The organism is Methylobacterium sp. WL7, assembly GCF_008040085.1.
GTDB lineage: Bacteria > Pseudomonadota > Alphaproteobacteria > Rhizobiales > Beijerinckiaceae > Methylobacterium > Methylobacterium mesophilicum.
Genome location: NZ_VRVG01000104.1, coordinates 1 through 20,105 on the forward strand (window position 1 = coordinate 1; position 20,105 = coordinate 20,105).

17 protein-coding genes are annotated in these 20,105 nt (G+C 71.1%); 2 read left to right on the forward strand and 15 right to left on the reverse strand.

Annotated features, from left to right (window positions below; translation table 11 throughout):
* From FV233_RS30920 to FV233_RS21650, 15 genes are all read right to left on the reverse strand, one after another.
* Nucleotides 1–2,856, reverse strand: a 2,856-nt coding sequence (locus FV233_RS30920) for a S8 family peptidase (protein ID WP_210249498.1), incomplete at its 3' end; no start/stop codon positions are given.
* A 636-nt stretch (nucleotides 2,857–3,492) separates the two neighbouring features.
* On the reverse strand, nucleotides 3,493–4,659 hold the full coding sequence (locus FV233_RS21585) for a glutathionylspermidine synthase family protein (protein ID WP_147898724.1): 1,167 nt from the start codon (nucleotides 4,657–4,659) through the stop codon (nucleotides 3,493–3,495).
* Nucleotides 4,659–5,306 (reverse strand): DUF1190 domain-containing protein, encoded by a 648-nt coding sequence (locus FV233_RS21590; RefSeq protein WP_246690052.1) that lies wholly within the window; start codon nucleotides 5,304–5,306, stop codon nucleotides 4,659–4,661. Before FV233_RS21590 ends, FV233_RS21585 begins: the two co-directional genes overlap by 1 nt.
* A 16-nt stretch (nucleotides 5,307–5,322) precedes the next feature.
* Entirely contained in the window at nucleotides 5,323–5,721 is a 399-nt protein-coding gene (locus FV233_RS21595; RefSeq protein WP_147898726.1) for a DUF350 domain-containing protein, read from the reverse strand.
* 654 nt (nucleotides 5,722–6,375) lie between these two features.
* Nucleotides 6,376–7,782 carry an amidase gene (locus FV233_RS21600; RefSeq protein WP_147898727.1) on the reverse strand — a complete coding sequence of 469 codons (1,407 nt, stop codon included), beginning with the start codon at nucleotides 7,780–7,782 and terminating at the stop codon, nucleotides 6,376–6,378.
* Nucleotides 7,775–8,698, reverse strand: a complete 924-nt coding sequence (locus tag FV233_RS21605) for a DUF1028 domain-containing protein (protein WP_147898728.1) — start codon at nucleotides 8,696–8,698, stop codon at nucleotides 7,775–7,777. Before FV233_RS21605 ends, FV233_RS21600 begins: the two co-directional genes overlap by 8 nt.
* 3 nt (nucleotides 8,699–8,701) lie before the next feature.
* Nucleotides 8,702–9,433, reverse strand: a complete 732-nt coding sequence (locus tag FV233_RS21610) for an ABC transporter ATP-binding protein (protein ID WP_147857376.1) — start codon at nucleotides 9,431–9,433, stop codon at nucleotides 8,702–8,704.
* On the reverse strand, nucleotides 9,426–11,225 hold the full coding sequence (locus FV233_RS21615) for an ATP-binding cassette domain-containing protein (RefSeq protein ID WP_147898729.1): 1,800 nt from the start codon (nucleotides 11,223–11,225) through the stop codon (nucleotides 9,426–9,428). The genes FV233_RS21610 and FV233_RS21615 overlap by 8 nt, the downstream gene beginning before the upstream one ends.
* Nucleotides 11,218–12,051, reverse strand: a complete 834-nt coding sequence (locus FV233_RS21620) for a branched-chain amino acid ABC transporter permease (protein WP_147856281.1) — start codon at nucleotides 12,049–12,051, stop codon at nucleotides 11,218–11,220. Before FV233_RS21620 ends, FV233_RS21615 begins: the two co-directional genes overlap by 8 nt.
* 105 nt (nucleotides 12,052–12,156) lie before the next feature.
* The gene (locus tag FV233_RS21625) at nucleotides 12,157–13,314 is read right to left on the reverse strand and encodes a substrate-binding protein (RefSeq protein ID WP_187277830.1); all 1,158 of its coding nucleotides are present in this window, start codon (nucleotides 13,312–13,314) and stop codon (nucleotides 12,157–12,159) included.
* 36 nt (nucleotides 13,315–13,350) lie between these two features.
* Nucleotides 13,351–14,196 carry a nitrilase family protein gene (locus tag FV233_RS21630; RefSeq protein ID WP_147898730.1) on the reverse strand — a complete coding sequence of 282 codons (846 nt, stop codon included), beginning with the start codon at nucleotides 14,194–14,196 and terminating at the stop codon, nucleotides 13,351–13,353.
* Between the two features lie 171 nt (nucleotides 14,197–14,367).
* Nucleotides 14,368–14,994: an ANTAR domain-containing protein gene (locus tag FV233_RS21635; RefSeq protein ID WP_147856283.1), complete on the reverse strand. Its 627-nt coding sequence runs from the start codon at nucleotides 14,992–14,994 to the stop codon at nucleotides 14,368–14,370.
* Nucleotides 14,991–16,145, reverse strand: a complete 1,155-nt coding sequence (locus tag FV233_RS21640; protein ID WP_147898731.1) for a transporter substrate-binding domain-containing protein — start codon at nucleotides 16,143–16,145, stop codon at nucleotides 14,991–14,993. The genes FV233_RS21635 and FV233_RS21640 overlap by 4 nt, the downstream gene beginning before the upstream one ends.
* A gap of 215 nt (nucleotides 16,146–16,360) precedes the next feature.
* Entirely contained in the window at nucleotides 16,361–17,053 is a 693-nt protein-coding gene (locus tag FV233_RS21645; protein WP_147898732.1) for a GntR family transcriptional regulator, read from the reverse strand.
* A gap of 332 nt (nucleotides 17,054–17,385) precedes the next feature.
* A complete protein-coding gene (locus FV233_RS21650; protein WP_147898733.1) occupies nucleotides 17,386–18,306 on the reverse strand; it encodes a LysR family transcriptional regulator in 921 nt (306 codons plus the stop codon).
* A 126-nt stretch (nucleotides 18,307–18,432) separates the two neighbouring features.
* Between FV233_RS21650 and FV233_RS21655 the strand changes: the two genes are divergently transcribed.
* Both FV233_RS21655 and FV233_RS21660 read left to right on the forward strand, forming a co-directional pair.
* The gene (locus FV233_RS21655; RefSeq protein ID WP_147898734.1) at nucleotides 18,433–19,359 is read left to right on the forward strand and encodes a ring-cleaving dioxygenase; all 927 of its coding nucleotides are present in this window, start codon (nucleotides 18,433–18,435) and stop codon (nucleotides 19,357–19,359) included.
* 63 nt (nucleotides 19,360–19,422) lie between these two features.
* Nucleotides 19,423–20,055, forward strand: a complete 633-nt coding sequence (locus tag FV233_RS21660) for an alpha/beta hydrolase (RefSeq protein ID WP_147898735.1) — start codon at nucleotides 19,423–19,425, stop codon at nucleotides 20,053–20,055.
* The last annotated feature ends 50 nt before the right edge of the window (nucleotides 20,056–20,105 follow it).

A 20,105-nucleotide genomic window follows, 5' to 3' on the forward strand; every position in this document is an offset into this window, starting at 1 on the left:
GCCCTCGCTCGTGCCGCTGGTGAGGGTGATGCCGGCGTTGGTCAGGCCGCCGGCGAGCGTCCCGGCATGGGTCAGGGTGGTGCCGGCGAGGGTGATCACCGGCGAGACCAGGCTGGCGGAGGCGGTGAGGCCGAGCCCGCCGGCGGCGACGATGGTCGGGCCGGTGAAGCCGTGGGCTCCGGTCAGCGTGAGCGTGCCGGCGCCGAGCTTGGTCAGGCCGCCGGGGCCGGACAGCGACTGGGTGAGGGTGAAGGTGTTGGCCGGGTCGGCGATGTCGAACCCGCCGCCGCCCGCGGCCCAGGCGATCGGCCGGTCGGTGGCGGTGAAGCCGGTGCCGGTGACCTGGAGGACGCCGCCGTCGAAGCTGAGCGGGGCGGAGGCGGCGCCGAGGCTGGCCTCGCGCGACACGGACAAAGTACCGCCGGCCAGGGTGGTGCCGCCGGTATAGGTATTGGTGCCGGCGAGGGTGAGCGTGCCGGCGCCGGCCTTGGTCAGGCCGCCGGTGCCGTCGAGGGTCCCGGCGAAGGTGGTGGAGCTGTTGTCGCCGCCGGCGGTGAGGCGGGCGGATCCGAGCGCGACGCGGCCCTGTCCGGCGAGCGAGCCGACGGTCTCGCCGTCGGCGAGCGCCAGGGTGGCGCCGGCGCCGACGAGCACGGCGCTGCGGTCGCCGATGGCCTGGCCGCCGCGGGCCAGCAGGGTGCCGGCCGCGATGGTGGTGGCGCCCGCGTAGGTGTTGGTGCCCGACAGCGCGAGGGTTCCGGCGCCGAGCTTGGCCAGGCCGCCGGTGCCGGTGAGCGACTGGGTGAGGGTGAAGGTGTTGGCCGGGTCGGCGATGTCGAGCCCGCCGCCGCCGTTCGCCCAGGTGATCGGCCGGTCGGTGGCGGTGAAGCCGGTGCCGGTGACCTGCAGGACGCCGCCGTCGAAGCTGAGCGGGGCGGAGGCCGCGCCGAGGCTGGCGTCGCGCGACACGGACAAAGTACCGCCGGCGAAGGTGGTGCCGCCGGAATAGCTGTTGGTGCCGGTGAGCGTGAGCGTGCCGCCGCCGGTCTTGATCAGGCTGCCGCGGGTCGGGATCGACGCGAAGGACGCGATGCGGGTGGTCTCGAGCGGGATTTCCGCTTGCCATTCGGCGGCGACCGCTACGGCGGTTCGTGCGTAGTCGGCGCTGGTCAGGCCCGCGAGATAGCTCCCCAGCCGCCAGCCGACATAGCCACGGGCGTAGCCATAGTTGGTGAGTGGCCAATAGCGCCGGTATCCGGTGCCATCAATGAAGGTGTCGAGAATGACGCTGGCGACCGGGTCCGCGCCGGCGACCTTGAGAGCGGTTAGAATGGCCGCCTGATTGCCCCTGCCCAAGGCCTTGACCACAGCGTCGAGGGTGTTGCGCGCCGTGGGAATGGCGGCCTGAAGGGCCGGAACGGTGCGCTGCCGATCCCCGTCTGCCTTCCGGGCGGGCCAGGCGGCGGCCTCGGCATCGTTCTCCTGCTTGCGCTGGACGAGGGCATCCTCTGAGATGTCGTTCGACCACGTGTCGCTGGTGCCGGTCGGCAGGTTGGCGACGACGGGACCGAGGAACTGGCCCGGCCCCTTCATGGCCTTGTTGAGGTCGATCACGCCCCAGCCCCAGATCGCGTTGGGGGCGTTCGGGTTGGCGTCTGGCACGCCATCGACGGCGTTGCGGTGATAGGCGGTGGTGAGCAGGACGTCGCGCGCCTGCTGGTTGGTCATGTACGGATAGCGCTGCATGATCACCGCGAGTGCGCCCGTGGCATGCGGCGCGGCCATCGAGGTGCCGTTCACGGTCGAGTAGCCGCTCTGTTTGTTCAGATCGACGTGCCAGTGATCGGCCGTCCAGGCATCCCCTGGAGCCGAAGGTGGAACGGTGCTCGTGATCGCGCCGCCGGGTGCTGCGACATACCAATATTTTGCGGCGCCTGCTTTTACTGAGTAGATGTCCAATACAAGACGGCTGGGATCGGATCGGCCCTGATCGTCCCGACGCGTGGCCCCGACGGTCACCCAGTTGCGTTCGAGATCCGATTGAAAATATGGAAGTACGGATCGCGTGTCCGGATGAGCGGTAGAATTATTTCCGGCGGCGAAGACCAGGATCGGATCATATTTCTTAGCTACTTCAGCAAGTGCATCAAGATATGTCTTCTTGCCGATAAAATTTGCGTAGGAGCTTACGAGTCCCTCGATGTTGTTGTAGCTGTCGGCGGGCGGTGAATTTCCCCACGACGTGTTGATGGCCCGGGCCCCGGCCGCAGCCAAGCTGCCATAAGCGTTCTTGAAGTAGGCGTAATCGGCGTTGGCACCGTACGTCATCTCGTCGGTGGATTGCGTGTTGGTAACGTAGACGTTGGCGTTGAACGCCACGCCATGCATGCCGACGCCGTCTCGGGAGGCCCCGATCGTGCCGGTCACATGCGTTCCGTGCGGATCGTTGTAGGCAGCATTGTACGCGCCCGGAACGCTGTAGGGCTGGCCGCCGGAGAAGCTGGTGGGTCGCGGTGATCGATTGATCGGGTTTCCAGACCAATCCATGAAGTAAAACCCGTCGGCACCGAACGTGCCGGTCAAGGTCAGCGGCTTGATGCGGCCATCGGCGAATTCCGGGTGGGCTCTGTAGACGCCGGAATCGACCACCCCGACGGTGACGCCCAGGCCGGTATAGCCGGCCGCGTAGGCGTCGGCGGCGTGCATCGCCTCCAGGCCCCAATCCGCCTGGTATTCCGGCGTGCGCCACGTTGCGGGGTCGGTGCTGGCGAGGCTCTGGGCGAGGGCGTGGTGCGAGACCGAGGCACCCAAGGCCGCCAGACCGAGGGTCGAACGGCACAACGCGGTCGCGATCAAGCGCCGACGATTAAATCCACCCCCTGAAATGCAATCGACGTACGCATGTCTACGCATCTTATCTGCCCGTTTTCCCGTAGAAATGGAAACAACGCCGTCGTTCCCCGCAGTGGATCGTCGTTTTTCTCAATCTGATGCGGCGAGCGATGCGAATAGGTGAAGATTAAATCTCGTAAAACGCGGCGTGCAAGTGGAATTTTGCTTTTCAAAACGACAACGAAATCAATCAATCATTGTGTTGATGTAGAATATTGATCGGAATTTATTCGGTATGTCTCGGGTCGCGGTACCGACTGAATTTCAGAATGGCATGTTTATTGCTTGCATCGGCAAGGAAGGCATGGGCCGCCGGGTGCTTCCGTCGGTTGTGCAGACGCGGTTTCCCTACGCCGTGTGACCGGGATGCCACGGCGTGGCACCCCAGCCGGCAGGCGGAGCATGCCCTCGGCAGGGCGCTGCCGCACGTCATCCGCACGATACGGCGCGACCGCCGCGCCCCAGGTGAGGCCGCTCGGCTCACGCTCGGGACCACGAGTGGGGCCGCGCCGTGTTCACGGCGGCGTCGACGGATGGGAAGACTGGAATCGGGGCGGTTGACGGTTCCGCCCTGGTCGCGGGGCGCTGACGAGCCCCGCTTCAGCCTTCGATGAGATGCGGCACGAACCGTGCCCGGTCCGTGGTGATGCGGCCCAGCCCCTCGCGCATACAGAGGCCGCAGGGCTCGTCCCCGACGATCCAACTGCCGACGAGCGCGTGGCGGCCATCGAAGGCGGGGAGTTCCGCCAGCGCCTGCCGCACGAAGCCTTCGCGACCATAGGGGCCCGCGTCGCGCTCCAGGAGCACGCCGTCGCGCACGAGCAGGATGTTGGCGCCCTCACGCGAGACGAGCGGTTTCTTCGCGAAGGAGGTGCCCAGGGCCGCCTTGCCGGGATCGTCCTCGAAGTAGGTCGGAAGGAGGTTCGGGTGGCCGGGCGCCATCGCCCACAGATGGGCGAGCAGGCCCTTGTTGGAGAGCACGGCCTTCCACGGCGGTTCGACGAAGCGGGTGGGCGAAGCGCCGATTGCCGGGCCGAACGCGTCGGCGAGCAGCCATTCCCAGGGGTAGAGCTTGAACAGGGCGGCCAGCGGCCGGCCTGCGGCGTCGAGGAACCGCCCGTCCTCGGACAGGCCGACCGCCTCGAGCGGCACGAACGGCGCCGCGAGCCCAGCCTGCACGGCGCAATCTTGCAGGTAGGCGACCGTGCCCCTGTCCTCCGGCGCGTCGGGATAGCACGTGAACGCCAGGGCGCCGGGGAGCCCCATGGCGGCAAGGCGGGCGATCAGCCGCTCGTGGAGCGCGTTGAACTGGTCCGCCCCCGCCGGCAGGCGTCCCCGCGCGAGACTATCCTCCAGCCAGAGCCACTGGAACACGGCGCTCTCGTAGAGGGCGGTCGGCGTGTCGGCGTTGTATTCGAGGAGCTTGGCCGGTCCGGTGCCGGCCCCGCCGTAACAGAAGTCCATCCGGCCGTAGAGGGAGGGGTCGCGCCGCCGGAAACTGTCCGCGATGGCGTCCCAGGCGTGCTCGGGGATCGCCAGGGAGGCGAGGATCGCGCCGTCCGACACGGCCCGGTCGGCGAAGGCGAGGCACAGGGCATGCAGCTCCCGCGTGGGCGCCTCGATGTCGTCCTCGATCTCGGCCAGGGTGAAGGCGTAGTAGGCGCTCTCGTCCCAGTAGGGCTCGTCGTCGAAGGTGTGGACGGTGAAGCCGGCCCGCGCCGCGTGATCGCGCCAATCGGGACGCTCCGGGAGGGGCACGCGGCGCATCAGCCGCCGCCGAACCCGCCCGAGCGGCTGCCGGCCGAAGCGATCGCCCGCCCGGTCCCACCGAACCCGCCCCGGGACACCATCCGCGGTGCGGACGCCGTCGCGCGCGCCACGCTGGACGCGACGCGGGTCGCCGGACGGCCCGCAGCGGCGTAGACCCGGCCGCCCGAACCGGTGCAGTAGCCGCCTCCGCCGCCACTGCCTCCGCCGGCCCCCTGGTTCTCCTCCGCGTGCCGGTAGAGCGGCTGGGCCGGCAGGCCTTGTTCCAGCGTGCGCCCGATCATGTAGCCGGCCATCAGAGGCACGAAGGCGCCGGCTGCGTCCGGGGCGAGCGTCTCTCCCGCCACGCACCCGTCCGGACCGTGATGCGCCCGGCATGCCTCCGCGGTGGCGTAGCGCGGCGCCGTCGCGGAATAGGCGGCCTGGGCCGCCGCGTAATCGGTCGTGCAGGCCTCCTCCGTGCGAAGACCCTGGCCGATGCAGGCGGACAGGCTGTCGTACACCAGGGCGTCCTCCTCTTTCTGGGAGGGATCCAGCCAGCCCAATCCGAGCGCCGCCGCCCCGGCCCCGGTGACCAGGACGAGGGAGATCGCGGCCGAGCGCTTGCGCCGGCGGCTCTCGGCAGGGTCTTCTCCGGGCCCGGCCATGCGCGCGTCCGCCATCTCAGGCGGTCATCGAGGCGGCGTTCACGAGGCCGCCCGCGAAGGACGCCGCGCCGAGGAGCACCGCGGCGGCCATCCGCCCGTCCTCGATGCGCCGCGACAGATCGGGCACCGCGAGGCGCACGAGCCAGTAGATCAGGATCTGCACGACGAGGGCGACGAGGCCCCAGACGATGCAATCGAGGATGGACTGTGCGTTGTAGATCGCCACCGAGAGCGGCAACGCGAAGCCGACGAGGCTGAAGCCCAGCGCCACCGCGGCCGCCGCCACGTCCCGCCGGATCAGCGCGACCTCATTGTGGGCGGTGGCGAGCGTATAGACGAGAAGGTAGAATCCGATCAGTCCCCCGGCCGTCACGAGGTAGAGCAGGAAGGCGGGCAGACCCGAGATGGAGGTCATGCCCGAAGCCCTCCGCCAGGAACCGGCGCGGAGCACGGTGATGCGTCGGTCGGGTCGCCCATGGAGCCGTATCCGTCGAGGTTTCGCTCAGCCGTTCCGCAGGGCGTAGCATGCAGGCAGGAACGGTCACAATCGCGGGGCGGCAACCGCCCCATGGGGCCGGACGGTCGGCTGCGCGTCGCGTTCCCCGCCGACGCCGCCACGCCAGACCGACGCCACGCCAGACCGATGCGGACGCCGCCCCAAACCACGCCCGCCACCAGCGTAAGCGCCATGACGGGCAGCATCGCGATGACGCCCCAGCCCATGGGCGCCATCAGCCTCAGGGGTAGACCGAGATCGATCCCGGCGATCACGCACGGATGGACGTCGTCCTCGCTCAACGTGCAGCCGGCCCCATTGCCGATGATCGACGCGATGGCAGACGGTATGGCGGGCAGCCCGGCCGCGAGGCCGAGGCCGATCGGAAGCGCCGCGCATCCTGGCCCGGCCTGCGTTACCTGTGACGATGCAGAATTCGCGCGGGCCCGCCGTAGCGTCGCCGCCTCGCGGCCGGGACGGTCATGCGTGCCCCCCGGACATGTCCTCCGAACCACCGCGGCATCGTGGACCGTAAGCAAGCGAGAGCATGCACTGCTCTTCAGGAGGCGTCCGTCACGGCTCACGCGCGAACTGCGGGACACGATGCCGCCAATCGTGCGCTCGCTCATATCGGTTCGCGAACCGGAGCAGCATGTCCTCGGCGAAGGGCCGGGCGGCGATTTGCAGGCTGATCGGCAGGCCGCGCCGGTCGAAGCCGCAGGGCAGCGCGATGGCGGGCAGCCCCGTCAGATTGAACGGGTAGGTGAGGCGCCAGGACGCCGCCAGCACGCTCTCCTGCCGGCCCGCGAGCGCGACGGTCGCCTCGTCGGTCCGCCACGCGGTCAGCGGCGAGGTGGGGGTGACGATCACGTCCGCGTCGTCCAGCGCGGCGGCCATCTCGGCCATGATCAGCCCCCGGGCCTGCTCGGCCCGCAGGTAGTCCGGACCGGTCACGAGCCGGCCCATCTCGACGAGGTCGCGGACGTCCTCGGCGAAGCCGGCCACGTGGCCCTGCGCGAGGCTGCGGTCGTGATAGGCCGTGGAGGACGCCAGCTCGATGGCGTAGATGGCGCCGAGCCCGTAACGCAGGGCGGGCACCGTGACGTCCCGGACCGTGCAGCCCTGCCCGGCGAAGAAGCGGATCGCCTCCTCGACCGCCGCGGCGACGTCCGCATCGACCGCCTCGAAGAAGTGGTTGCGGATCACCGCCACCCGCAACCCGCGCACCGGCGCGTCGAGGCCGGCCGTGTAATCCGGCACGGGGGCGGAGGCGGCGGCAGGGTCTGCCGGGTCGGGGCCGGCCAGGACCTGGAGCAGGAGCGCCGCGTCGGCCACCGTCAGGGTCAGCGGCCCGGCATGGTCGAGGGACCAGGAATGCGGGACGATCCCCGAGCGGCCGATCCGCCCATAGGTCGGCTTGAGGCCCACGACGCCGCAGAGGGCCGCCGGGATCCGGATGGAGCCGCCGGTATCCGAGCCGAGCGCCGCCGGACACAGCCGGGCTGCCACCGCCGCCCCCGATCCGCCGCTGGATCCGCCGGGCACCCGCGCGAGGTCCCAGGGGTTGCGCGTCGGCGGCGTGACCATGCCCCAGGCGAATTCGTGCATGCGCAGCTTGCCGAGGATCACGGCGCCGGCCGCCCGCAGCTTCGCGACGCAATGGCTGTCCTGCCGCGGGAAGGTCAGGGCGTCGACCGAGGTGCCCGCCCGGGTCGGCAGGTCGGCGGTCGTGTAATTGTCCTTGATGCCGATCGGGATGCCGTGGAGCGGCCCCCGCGGCCCCGTCCGGGCGATCTCCCCGTCCGCCGCGCGGGCCGCGTCGAGGGCGGCCGGCGACAGGCACACGAAGCTCTGGAGGTCGCCGTCGAGGCGCCCGATCCGGTCGAGGTAAGCGCCGACGAGCGCGACGCTCGACAGCTCCCGCGCCGCGATCCGCCGGGCGAGTTCCGTGATCGGCAGGGACCAGATGGCGTCAGTCATGGGGCACCCGGCGATAGGGCAGGCTCGGGTCGAAGACGACCGGGGGATGGACCGCCGCGAGGTCGAGGTCGCGAAGGGTCCGGATCTCGGCCAGGACCGGCGCGAACTGCGCATGCAGGTGCGCGACCCGTGCGACCGCCTCCGGGGGCAGGCCGACGATGTCGTGCAGCGGGTCGAGGGCGCCCGCGGCCGCCGCGCCGGGCCGCTCGCCGGGAGACCGAAGGAGCATCGCGGCGACATCCTCCGGCAACGCGCCGGCCGGCCCCTCCCGCCGCGGCATCCCGGCCACGAAGGGCACGAGCTGCCGCCGGGCCACGGCGAGGACGCGGCGCAGCTCGGCCACGGGGGCGGCATGCTCGTCGACGCGCAGGTCGAGGCACGGGTAATCCTCGCGGGCGACGATCTTCAGCGCCGCCGATTGCTTGCCGCGCCGATCGCCGCCCGCGTCCTCGCCGGCTTCGAGGACGCGCATCAGCCGTTCGTCGAGGTCGCAGGCGGCGCTGCGCTCGAAGGCCTCGGCCATGGCGTCGATCACCCCGGGGGCGGCCAGCATGTTGCCCTGCACGGCGTATCCGGCTCCGGTGCGGTGCCCGGCCTGCGCCGTGCAGCCGGCACCGGTCCAGGCGGCGGCCGCGCCGCCCGCATCCACCAGCCCGATCTGGCGCAGGTCCGGCCGGTCGTCGGTCTCGATCGCGGACGCGAGGGCCGCGTCCGATCGCTGCCCCCCGGCGAGCCCGTCGAGGATGCGCAGGGCGAGGTAGGGGTTCACCCAGGATTGGGTGGTGACGGCCCCGATCCCCGCCCGGATGTACGGGCAGAGGCCGCCCACGGCCGGCACGGCGCTCGCCACCGCGACGCCGAGCCGCCCGGTCCGGGGACACCGGGCGGCGATGGAGAAGGTGTTGAGTTCCATCATGCCTCACACCGCGAGGTGGTCGATGACGCGGGCCTGCGCATCCGGGGCCTTGGCCGAGCCGCTGTCGACGACCTCGCCGAGCTTGAGCACGGCGTAGCGGTCGGCGAGGCCCAGCGCGAAGGCGACGTGCTGCTCCACCACCAGCATGGACAGGCCCGAGGCCCGCTCCGCCAGGAGCACGGCGCGCAGGCGCTCGACCATCGAGGGCTGCACGCCCTCGGAGATCTCGTCGATCAGGAGGAGGCGCGGGCGCAGCATCAGGGCGCGGCCGAGGATCAGCATCTTCTGCTCGCCCCCGGAGAGCGTGCCGGCGCGCTGGGCGAGCCGGTCCTTCAGGAACGGGAAATGGCCGAACAGGCGCTCCAGCGCCTCCGGCAGGTGCCGGTCGGACGGCACCGCGAGGCGCAGGTTGTCCCGGATCGACAGGTCCTGGAACAGCGGCTGCTCCTGCGGCGCGTAGCCGACGCCGAGCGCCACGAGCTTGGCGGGGGACAGCCCGGAGAGCCCCTGTCCGGCGATGGTGATCCTGCCGCCGCGCAGGGCCACCATCCCCAGGATGGTCTTGAGCAGCGTGGTCTTGCCCATGCCGTTCTTGCCGAGGAGGGCGACGATCTCGCCCGCTCCCACCGCCAGGGACACGCCCTTCACGATCGAGACGGCGCCGTAGCCGCTCGATACGGCATCGAGGTCGAGGGCGGCCCCCGACGGCGCGGTGCGTTGCGCGGCCTCAACCATGGGCGCCTCCCGAATAGATGGTCCGGACCAGATCGGAGCCGACGACCGCGTCCACGGTGCCGTCGAGAACCAGGCGGCCCTGGTGCAGCACCACGATCCGGGACGAGATCTCCCGGACGAAGTCGAGGTCGTGCTCGACCAGGACGGCGGCGATCCTGCGCCCGGCGGTCAGCGCCTTGAGGACGGTCCCGATGGTGGTGCGCTCCGCCTTGGTCAGGCCGGCGGTGGGCTCGTCGAGCAGGATCAGCCGGGGCTCCAGAGCCACCACCATGGCGAGTTCCAGGGCCTGCTTCTGGCCATGGGACAGGAGGCGCGCCGGCTGCGTCAGCAGGCGGTCGAGGCCGGTCATCCGCAGCACGTCGAGGGCCGCCTGCGGCAGGCCCAGCGTCGGGGCCCGGCCGACCGGGTTCAGCCCGTCATGCGGGGCCCGCGCGAGCCGCAGGCAATCGGCCACCGACAGGCTCTCGAACACGCTCGCCACCTGGAACTTGCGACCGACCCCGAGCCCGACGATCCGGTTCGGCGTCAGCCCGGCGATCGCCGTGCCGCCGATGGCGATGGCGCCGGTGAAGGGCTCGGTGCCGTCGCTGAGGCAGCGCATCAGCGTGGTCTTGCCGGCGCCGTTGGGGCCCACGAGGCTGACGAGCTCGCCCGCCCGGATCTCCAGGTCGATGCCTTCGAGCACGGTCAGGCTGCCATAGGCTTTGGCCAGGCCTTCCACCTTGAGGATCGGAGCATCCGTCGCGGTCGCGGCGGCGGTGGCGTCCCGCGCCACCAGGGCGGGGGCGGCGGGCTCCGTCCGGCCGAGGGGCAGCGCCCGCCACAGCCGGCCGGCGAGGTCGGCGAGCCCGCCCGGCAGCAGGATGATGATCGCCACGAAGGCCGTGCCCAGCAGGAGCTGCCAGAGGAAGGGCAGGTCGCCGGAGAGATTGGCCGCGAGGTAGTCGATGGCGATCGTGCCCAGGACCGGGCCGAGCAGCGTGCCGCGGCCGCCGAGCGCCACCCAGATCACCAGTTCGGTGCCGAACAGGAAGCCGGCATTCTCGGGGGCGACCACGCCGGACGCGTTGGCGAACAGGAACCCCGCGAGCCCGGCCACGGCGGCGAGCGCCGCGGTCAGGAGGATCTGCAGGCGCCGGGGGTTGAGGCCGAGATAGGCGCAGCGCGCCTCGTTGTCGCGCAAGGCCACGAGGGCGCGCCCGGCATCCGACCGCACCAGGATCCAGGCCGCCAGCGTGACGGCGATCAGGAACAGGGCCGCGAGGCGGAAATAGCCCTCGCTCTCGAAGGGCAGCACGTCGAACCCGACGAGGCCGCTGCTGGAGCCGGTCCACTCGCCGCCCGAGTAGATGAGCTGCGTCACGACGATCGGGACGACCAGCGAGATCACCGAGGCGTAGAGCGGCGTCGAGCGGTGATAGAAGGACAGCCACCCGACCGCGAGGCCGAGCAGGGCCGGCGCCGCGACCGCGGTGGCGATGCCGGCCGCAATCCCGAGCGGGGTCGCCCCGTAGGCGCCCAGGATCATGGCGGCGGCGTAGGCGCCGACGCCGAAGAAGGCGGCCTGGCCGAAGGTCAGGATGCCGGCAAAGCCCCAGAGCAGGTCCACCGTGACGGCGAGCACCGCGTAGATCATCGAGCGGGTCAGCACGTTGACCGCGAAGGTGTCGAGGTACGCCGGCGCGATCCAGAGGGCCGAGGCCGCCACCGCCGCGACCACGAGGGGCGCCGCCCGGGCGAGGCGTCGACTGGAGAGGGCGGCGCGCTCCGTGGCGGGGATCGTGTCAAGCACGGGAGAAACCTTTCGGGCTGACGCGCAGGACGAGGGCCGCGAGCACCGCGACGGCGATGCTGCCCAGGATCGGGCTGACGAAGGTGCTGATCAGGACCTGCGCGGCTCCGAAGACGAGGCAGGCCGCCGCGAGCGCCAGGAAGGACGCGTCGGCGACCATCACCAGCATGAAGGCGCCGATCAGCCAGCTCACCCCCATGTTGGGATCGACGCTGGTCAGCGGCGTCAGCAGGACGCCCGCCAGCGCCGCGAGGCCCGCGCCGATCATGAACACCACCAGGCGCACCCGCCCGGTATCGATGCCGAGGCTGCGGGCCAGGGTCTCGTTCATGATCACGGCCCGGGCCGACAGGCCGAGCCGCGTCCGCTCGATGGTGAGGGCGAACAGGATCCCGATCGCGAGGGCGATGCCGAGGGCCACGAGCCGGTAGGCGGAATAATCGACGCCGAGGATCGCGACGGTGCCCGAGAATAGGTTCGGGGTGAGCTGGACGTCGCGGCCGAAGGCCAGGGTGATGAGCTGGCCGAGCACGATCCCGAGCCCCCAGGTGGCGAGGATCGCGTCCAGCGGCCTGCGGTAGAGGGGGCGGATGATGAAGTGCTCCGCCAGGCCGCCGAGGCCCGCGCCGACCACGAAGGCCAGCGGCAGCGCCGCCCAGGGATTGAGCCCGAGCCTGGCCGTCACCACGGCGCAGTAGGCGCCGATCGTCAGCCACGCCCCGTGGGCGAAATTGATGATCTTGAGGACGCCGAAGATCGCGAGGAGGCCGATCGAGACCACGAACAGGATCGCCGCGGTGGTCAGGATGTCGAGGATGAGCAGCATCGCAGCTTCCGGATGAGCCGGCGTCTTCGCGCGGCGTAAGCGGATCGGCCCGACGGCCGATCCCGGACGCTCCCTCCCCCGGGAGGGAGGGAGAGGCGCATCACGTCACGGCAGCTTCGGGCACTGCTCGCCGGGATCGACATCCTTGAAGGTGCCCGCGACCTTGACCGATCCGTCCGCCTGGATCTGGCCGAGATACATGGTCAGGGGTGCGTGGTGCTGCTTGCTCATGCGGATCGTGCCCCGCGGCCCGGTCACGCTCACGGTGGGCAGGGCCTCGAGCACCTTCGCGGTCTCGGTCCCCCCCGCCTTCTCGACGGCGGCCTTGTAGAGGTAGATCGCTTCGTATTCCGGCACCGAGAGATCGTTGGGCGTCCGCAGCTCGGCGCCGAACTTCTTCTTCATGGCGGCCAGGAAGGTCTTGTTCTCCGGGCTGTCGATCCCGGTCACGTAGGAGGCCGACAGGTAGACGCCCTCGGCGTCGGCGCCCATGCTCTTGGCGGTGCCCTCGTCCAGCGCGAGGTTGGCGAAGGGCAGCGACACGCCGGCGCCGCGCAGCTGCTTGGTGAGCGTGACGTTCGGCGCGCCGCCGGCGGTCGAGGTGATCAGCGCGTCGGGCTTGGCCTCCTTCAGCTTGGAGATGATCGCGGTCCAGTCGCTGCCGTCCATCGGCAGGTATTCCTCGCCCACCACCTTGCCGCCGGTCTTCTCGGCGTAGCTCTTGGCGAAGCCGAGCATGCCGCGGCCGAAGGCGTAGTCGCTGCCGATGAGGAAGTAGGTCTTGGCGCCCTTGGCCTTGAAGGCGTCGATCACCGGCGGCACCTGCTGCTCCGGCACCCAGGCATCCACGAACATGTTCTTGTTGCAGGAATGCCCCTCGTAGAACGAGGTGTAGATGTACGGCACGCGGCCCTTGGTGACGGCGGGCAGGCCTGCGTTGCGGGCCGCGCTCGTCTCCATGGAGATCAGGACATCGACCTTCTTCTGGTAGATCAGGCCGTCGAAGGCCTTCTGGGCGCCGGCCGCGCCGGAGGCGTCGTCGGCCACCTCCAGGACGAGCTTCCGGCCGAGCACGCCGCCGTTCGCATTGATTTCCTCGACCGCGAGTTCGGCCGACTGCACCACCGACGGCGCGACGACGCTGTTGGCCCCCGACAGGCCGATCGGCACGCCGATGACGATCGGCTTGCCGTCGGCGGCCTGCGCAGCCGAGGTCGCGAGCACGAGCGCCGCCGCCGTGCCGATGAGAGAACGTGTCACCATGAATGGGCTCCTGGGAAAGACGAGGTGGTGGCGGGGTCAGCCGTAGATGTCGGTCCGGCGGTCACGCAGGAGGGAATTGAACCCGTTCAGATCCTTGCGGCCGGCCTCGTCGAGATCGACCACGGCCGAGAGGGTCTCGGTCCGGTCGCGGCTCGCCGGGCCGGCCAGCGGCCAGCCCTTGGGGCCGATGATCAGGCTCTGCCCCTCGAAGGGCTGGCCGCGCTCGGTGCCGACCCGGTCGGCGCAGGCGATGAAGACGCCGTTCGAGTGGGCCGCGGCCCGGTGCAGGGTGTTGGCCATGGCGGCCTCGCCCGCGGGTTGGTCGGGCATCGGCACCCAGTTGGTCGGGATGCACACGATCTCGGCGCCCCCGAGGGCGAGCTGCCGGAAGGTTTCGGGGAACCAGCCGTCGTAGCAGATCGCGACCCCGATCTTGCCGAGCGCCGTGTCGAAGACCGGGAAACCGAGGTCGCCCTTGGCGAAGAACACGTTCTCCCGGTCCCAGAGATGCGCCTTCCGGTAGGTGCCGATGTAGCCCTGCGGCCCGACGATCACGGCGGCGTTGTAGAGGACGCCGTCCCCGCGCTCGGCGATGCCGGCCACGATGTGGACGCCGAGTTCCGCCGCGAGCGCCGCCCAGGCCCGGGCCGTCGGCCCGTCCGGCACCGGCTCGGCGAGGGAGGCCGCCTCCGCGTCGGATTCGAACACGTAGCCGGTGCTGGCGAGTTCGGGCAGGACGATCAGGCGGCTGCCCTCCGCCACGGCGGCGCGGATGAGATCCGAGGCGTGCGCGATATTGGCCGCGACGGCACCGAAGTGCGGTTCGAACTGGATGCAGGACACCCGTAACGGCGGGCGTGCGGGATCGCTCGCTTGGATCATGATGGCTCCAAAACGCAAAAAGCCCCTGGGCGCGGACGTCATCCGCGGACCAGAGGCTCCAAAGCCGAGATGTCATGCAGCACTGCTGCTGCGGGGCAACCTTGCCCGATAAGACTACGATACGCGCCTGAAGACCGGTCGCAAGGTGATATTTGCGGCAGGCTGCTGCATTCAGGTCTTTTCCGCCAACGCGATGCGCAAACCGAGGCCGCTCATCGCCTCGTGGGCCGAGACGACGCTCTCGGCCACGCTCGCCATCGGCACGCGGGACGCGGTGGCACGATCCCGGAGCATCTTGTAGGCGGCCTCCTCGTCGATCCGGTTGAGCTCCACCAGCAGCCGGACCGCCTTCTCGACGGTGCGGCGGCCCTTCATGGTCTCCTCCAGCCGGTTGATCTTGCTGATCAACCGACCCTCGTAGCCGCGCCGGTAGCGGGCCAGGGCAAACTGGGTCAGCACCCCGCGCGGGTGCAGCGGCTTGTTCAGCACGCCGTGCGCGTTGACGTCGGCGATCGCCTTCAGCGATGTCGGGCTCTCGTAGGCCACGATGGCGATGACGGCGGGCTCGATCTCCTCGATCGACGGCAGGAGGTGCATCACCTGCGCGTCGTCGAGCTGGATGAACAGCGTGTCGATGTCCGGCTGCAGGGCGGCCGGCGGCGGCCAGGCGAGGGAGACCGCGCAGCCGAGGCGCCGGAGCTGCTCCAGAAGCGCGGCGCCCTCCTCGTCGGGGGGATGGATGACCAGGGCTCGGGCGCGCCTCAGGTCGTCCAGGATCTTGCGGGCGGGCGCCGTCACGCGGCCATCCCCTCGTCCAGGCAGTTCGTCTCGAACCGGGACCAGGCGAGGTACGGATCGGGCCGCACCGGCCGGCGCGCCCGCCAGACGACATCGAACTGCCCGTCGGCGCGGGCGACGCCGATGCCGGGGGTGAGCCAGACGTGCCGCGTCTCGCCATCGAAGGCGAGTTCGCCTTCCGGTGCGGCGAGGCGCTGCCGCAGGGCCGCGGCGCCGAGGCGCTCGGCATCGAGGGTGCCGGCCTCCGCCAGCGCGCGGGCGAAGAGATGCACCTGCGCGTAGGCGGTCTCAGACCACATGCTGGTCGGGCGCTCGGACCCGAACCGGGTCCGGAAGGCGGCGACGAAGCGTCGGTTCTCCTCGCCCGCAAGCGCCGCGAAATACGAGGCCGCCAGGACGTGGCTGCTGCACAGGTCCGGGCCGATCGCCCGGATCTGTCCCTCCGCCAGGGTCAGGCTGGCGATCGGGCAGCGCCTCCGGTCGATCCCCGATGCCGCGTAGGCCCGGTAGAGCCGCTCGGCGCCGCGCCCGACCACGGTGGAGAACACCGCGTCCGGCGCCGCATGGCGGATCTCGGCGACCATGTCGGCATGGGCCGCATCGTCGGCATCGAGGGGCGCGTAGCGTTCGCCGACGATGGTCCCGCCCTTGGCCTCCACGAGGTCGCGCATCACCCGGTTCGACTCGCGCGGGTAGATGTAGTCGGACCCGATCAGGAAGATCCGGGGGCCATGCTCCTGCAGGAGGTAGTCCGCCAACGCGAAGACGTTCTGGTTGAGGGTCGCGCCCGTGTAGATGATGTTCTCCGAGTACTCGAAGCCCTCGTAGATCGACGGGTACCAGAGCAGGCCGTTGTGCCGCTCGACGGTGGACAGCACCGACTTGCGGCTGGCCGAGAGCGAGCATCCGAAGACCACCTCGGCCCCGTCCTCGGCGAGCATCCGGCGGGCATAGGACCGATAGGCGTCGTTGTCGCCGGCCGGATCGTAGCAGATCGGTTCGATCGGCCGCCCGAGCACGCCGCCGGCCGTGTTGATCTCCTCGATCGCCAGGGCGGTGCCGAGGAAGTGCTCGGTCTCGGTGACGCCGCTGACCCCGCTGCGGGAGAACAGGACGCCGACCCGCCATGTCGCTTCGTCCTTGCCTGCCATGGCATCCCCACCCGTGCTGAAGGCCGCCCGCCGGGCGACCGCGCGCACCCCGTCCTATCGCAGTCGCGACAGCCTTGGAAACCAAGGCGCCGCGCCGACCTTGCCGGGTGGGTGATCCATTTCAGGAGGCGTCTTCGTCCGCGCATCGCGCTCGACGATCCGGCTCGACCGACGGCCGGCCCGTAAGGCGGCCCCGGTGATCCCGGCCTGCCGCCTTACGGCGTGAGGGCGCGCCGGTAGATCGCGATCAGGGATTGCGCGGCGAACTCGATGTGGCGGCGCAGGTGGTCGGCGGCCGCGTCGAATTGGCCGGCCTCGCACAGGGCGAGGATCTCCCGGTGCTCCCGGTCGGCGCGGGCGACGTCCCCGGAGGCCGAGAGCTGCAGCCGGGTCGGGCGGTCGCAATCCTGCAGCAGGCTGGCCACGATGGTCAGCGAGCGCGGGCGCCCGGCATGCCGCAGCAGGTCGAGATGGAAGCGCCGGTTCAACTCGCCCCAGAGCAGGATCTCGCCGGCCTCCAGGGCGGCGCCGTATTCCTCGGTGAGGTCGCGCAGGCCCTGGAGGTCCTGCTCGTTGAGGCGCGGCGCCGAGAGGGCCAGCAGCTCGGGTTCGAGCCGGACGCGCAGGGCGAAGATGTCCTCGACCTCCTCCACCGACAGGCCCGAGACCACGGCCCCGCGATGCGGCATGATCTTGATCAGGCCGGTGGCTTCGAGCTGCAGCAGCGCCTCGCGGATCGGGATCCGGCTGATCCCGAACTCCTCCGCCAGCGCGTCCTGGCGCAGCTGCGTGCCGGCCGGGAACTCGCCGGTCAGGATCCTCTGGCGCAGGGATTCCGCGACGGCCGCGGCCACGGTCTTGTGGCGCAGGCGGTCAGGCACGGAGCGAGAGGGAACCGCGGTCAGCATCGGGGCCTCGAACGGACGGGGCTCGAGGGCACAAGCCGGGCACGCGGTTGGAGCGGATGCCGGACGCGGGCGGACGCGCGTCGATCGGTTTCGGCCCCGGCCATCCCTGGAAAGGTCGGGTCATCAAGCGATTTGATTTCGCCAGATACACTCGTGCGAGTCAAGAAGTTTTGTATAAAGTCATTCAAAGTGTAGCAACCGTAGGGACATAGTCGGGCCGCGATGGTCCGGTGCTCTTGTCCTGTGCTCTTGGCTGACGGGCACTCACGCAGGTTAGGGTTTCAGCCCGCGCACGCCTTCGATGTCCGCTCGCGCCGCCCGCGGCGGCGGCCCTAGCCCGGCGCCGGGCCGGCCCAGGGCGCCTGGGCGAGCGTCTGCCCGAGATAGCCCAGCAGCGCGCTGATCCGGGCCGGCCGCGGGTCGCCGGGGGGCGTCACGAGGTGGAGCGCGATCGGCGGCGGCGACCAGCCGGGCAGGACCCGCTCGAGCCGCCCGGCCTCCAGGTCGTCCCAGATCATGAAGTCCGGCTGCAGGGCGAGGCCGAGCCCGGCCCGGAGCGCCGGGGCCAGCGCCTCGGCGTTGTTGGCGCGCAGCTGTCCGCCGGGCACGATCACGGCCTCCACGCCGGCCGCGTCGACGAACCGCCAGCGGTCGGGGGTCGGCAGGTAGGCGTAGCCCAGGCAGGCGTGGCGGGCGAGGTCGTCCGGATGTCCGGGCCGCCCGTGCCGGTCGAGATAGGCGGGCGTCGCCACCAGCGAGCGCCGGATCGCGCAGAGCCGCCGGGCCCGCAGGGAGGAATCCGGCAGCGCCGCGATCCGCAGCCCGATATCGAAGCCGCCGCCCACGAGATCCACCACCGCGTCGGACAGGTGCAGGTCCACCGAGACCGCCGGGTGCTGGCGCAGGAAATCGGGCAGCCGCGGCGCGACATGCATCACCCCGAAGGTCATCGGAGCCGCGAGGCGGACCAGGCCGCGCGGCTCCGCGGCGCCCGCCACGGCCAGCGCCTCCGCGGCCTCGCCCTCCGCCAGGATCCGCGCGGCGCCGGCCTTGGCGGCGTGGCCGGCCTCCGTGAGGGCGAGCTTGCGCGAGGTGCGGTTGAACAGCCGCGCGCCGATCCGGGCCTCCAGCCGGCCCACCGCCTTCGAGACGGTGCCCTTCGACAGGCCGAGATCCGCGGCGGCCCGGCCGAACGAGCCCACCTCCACCACCTTGGCGAAGACCGCCCAGGCCTCGAAATCGGGGAGCCGCATGGGTTGCATTCCGGAAACGATGGGTTTCCAGCGTTTCTATTTTCGGATCCGTTGGCAAGGGCCAGATTGCCGTCATCGACACACGCCCGCCGCGCTTCCCGCGGCGGCCTCTCGGGAGACAGCGTCATGGTGCAGTCCGGCCTCCACCACGTCACGGCCTTTTCCGGCCCGGCAATGCGCAACCTCGACTTCCACACCCGCGTGCTCGGGCAGCGGCTGGTGAAGAAGACCGTCAACTTCGACGATCCGGGCACCTACCACCTGTATTACGGCGACGCGTCCGGGCAGCCCGGAACGATCCTGACCTTCTTTCCGATCGCGCACGCGGCCCCCGGCCGGGTCGGGATCGGCGAGACCCAGGAGACCGCGTTCCGGGTGCCCCGGGGCTCGATCGGCTGGTGGACCCACCGGCTGATCGAGAAGGGCGTCGCCCACGAGCCGCTGGTCCAGGTGTTCGGCGCGCCGACCCTGCGCCTGCGTGATCCCGACGGGATGATGCTGGCGCTGGTCGGCGTCGACGGCGCGGAGGCGGAGCCCGCCTGGGCCTCGGCCGAGGTCCCGGCCGAGCACGCGATCCGCGGCCTGCACGGGGTGACGCTCCTGCTGGAGACGGCCGAGGCCACGGCCGCGATCCTCACGGAGGTGCTGGGCCTGCGCGAGGAGGCCCGCGAGGGCAACCTGATCCGGTTCGCCGGCAGCGCGACCCTCGGCGGCTTCGTGACCCTCCGGGCGGTGGGCGGCTTCCTGCCCGGCCGGCAGGGGGCGGGCTCGGTCCACCACATCGCGTTCCGGGCGGCCGACGACGCCGCGCAGGCCGCGATGGCCGAAAAACTCGCCGGGCTCGGCCTCCAGGTCACCGAGCAGCGGGACCGGCAGTACTTCCGGTCGGTCTACTTCCGCGAGCCGGGCGGCGTGCTGTTCGAGATCGCCACCGACGCCCCCGGCTTCACGGTCGACGAGCCGGCGGAGTCCCTCGGCACCGCCCTCAAGCTGCCCGCCGGGCTGGAGCCGCACCGGGCCCAGATCGAGGCGGTGCTGCCGCAGGTCGCCTGAACCGATGCCTCCGCCCTGGACGAACGGGGCGGGGGCGCAAACCATGCCACCCGCGAGGTCGCCATGACCCAAGACGCTTTCAGCCTGATCCACCTGTTCGAACCGGGCGCCGCCGACGCGCCGCCGCTGCTGCTCCTCCACGGGACCGGCGGCAACGAGCACGACCTCCTGCCGCTCGGCCGGATCGTGGCCCCGGGCGCCGCCCTGCTGTCGCCCCGCGGGGCGGTGACGGAGAACGGCATGCCGCGGTTCTTCCGGCGCCTGGCCGAAGGCGTGTTCGACGAGGCCGACCTGCGCCGCCGCACCGCGGAACTCGCCGCCTTCGTGGCCGCGGCGCGGAAGCGCTACGGGATCGCCGCCCCCGTGGCGCTGGGCTTCTCCAACGGCGCCAACATCGCCGCCGCGCTGCTGATGCTGGACCCGGCGGTGCTGGCCGGCGCCGTGCTGATCCGCCCGATGGTGCCGCTCTCCGAGCCGCCCGCCGCCGACCTGGCGGGCAAGCCGGTCTTGATGCTCTCCGGGGCCATGGACCCGATCGTCCCGGCCGAGAACGCGCGCCGTCTCGCCGGGCAGCTTGAAGCCGCCGGCGCCGCGGTCTCGCACCGGGTCGTGCCGGTCGGCCACGGCCTGTCGCAGGCCGATGTCGGCCTCGCGGCGGACTGGATCCGCGGCCTCGCCCGACCGGGCGCGGCCTGATCCGCGCGAACGTCCCCACCTCGAAAACGGAGTATCGCCATGGCCTCCCC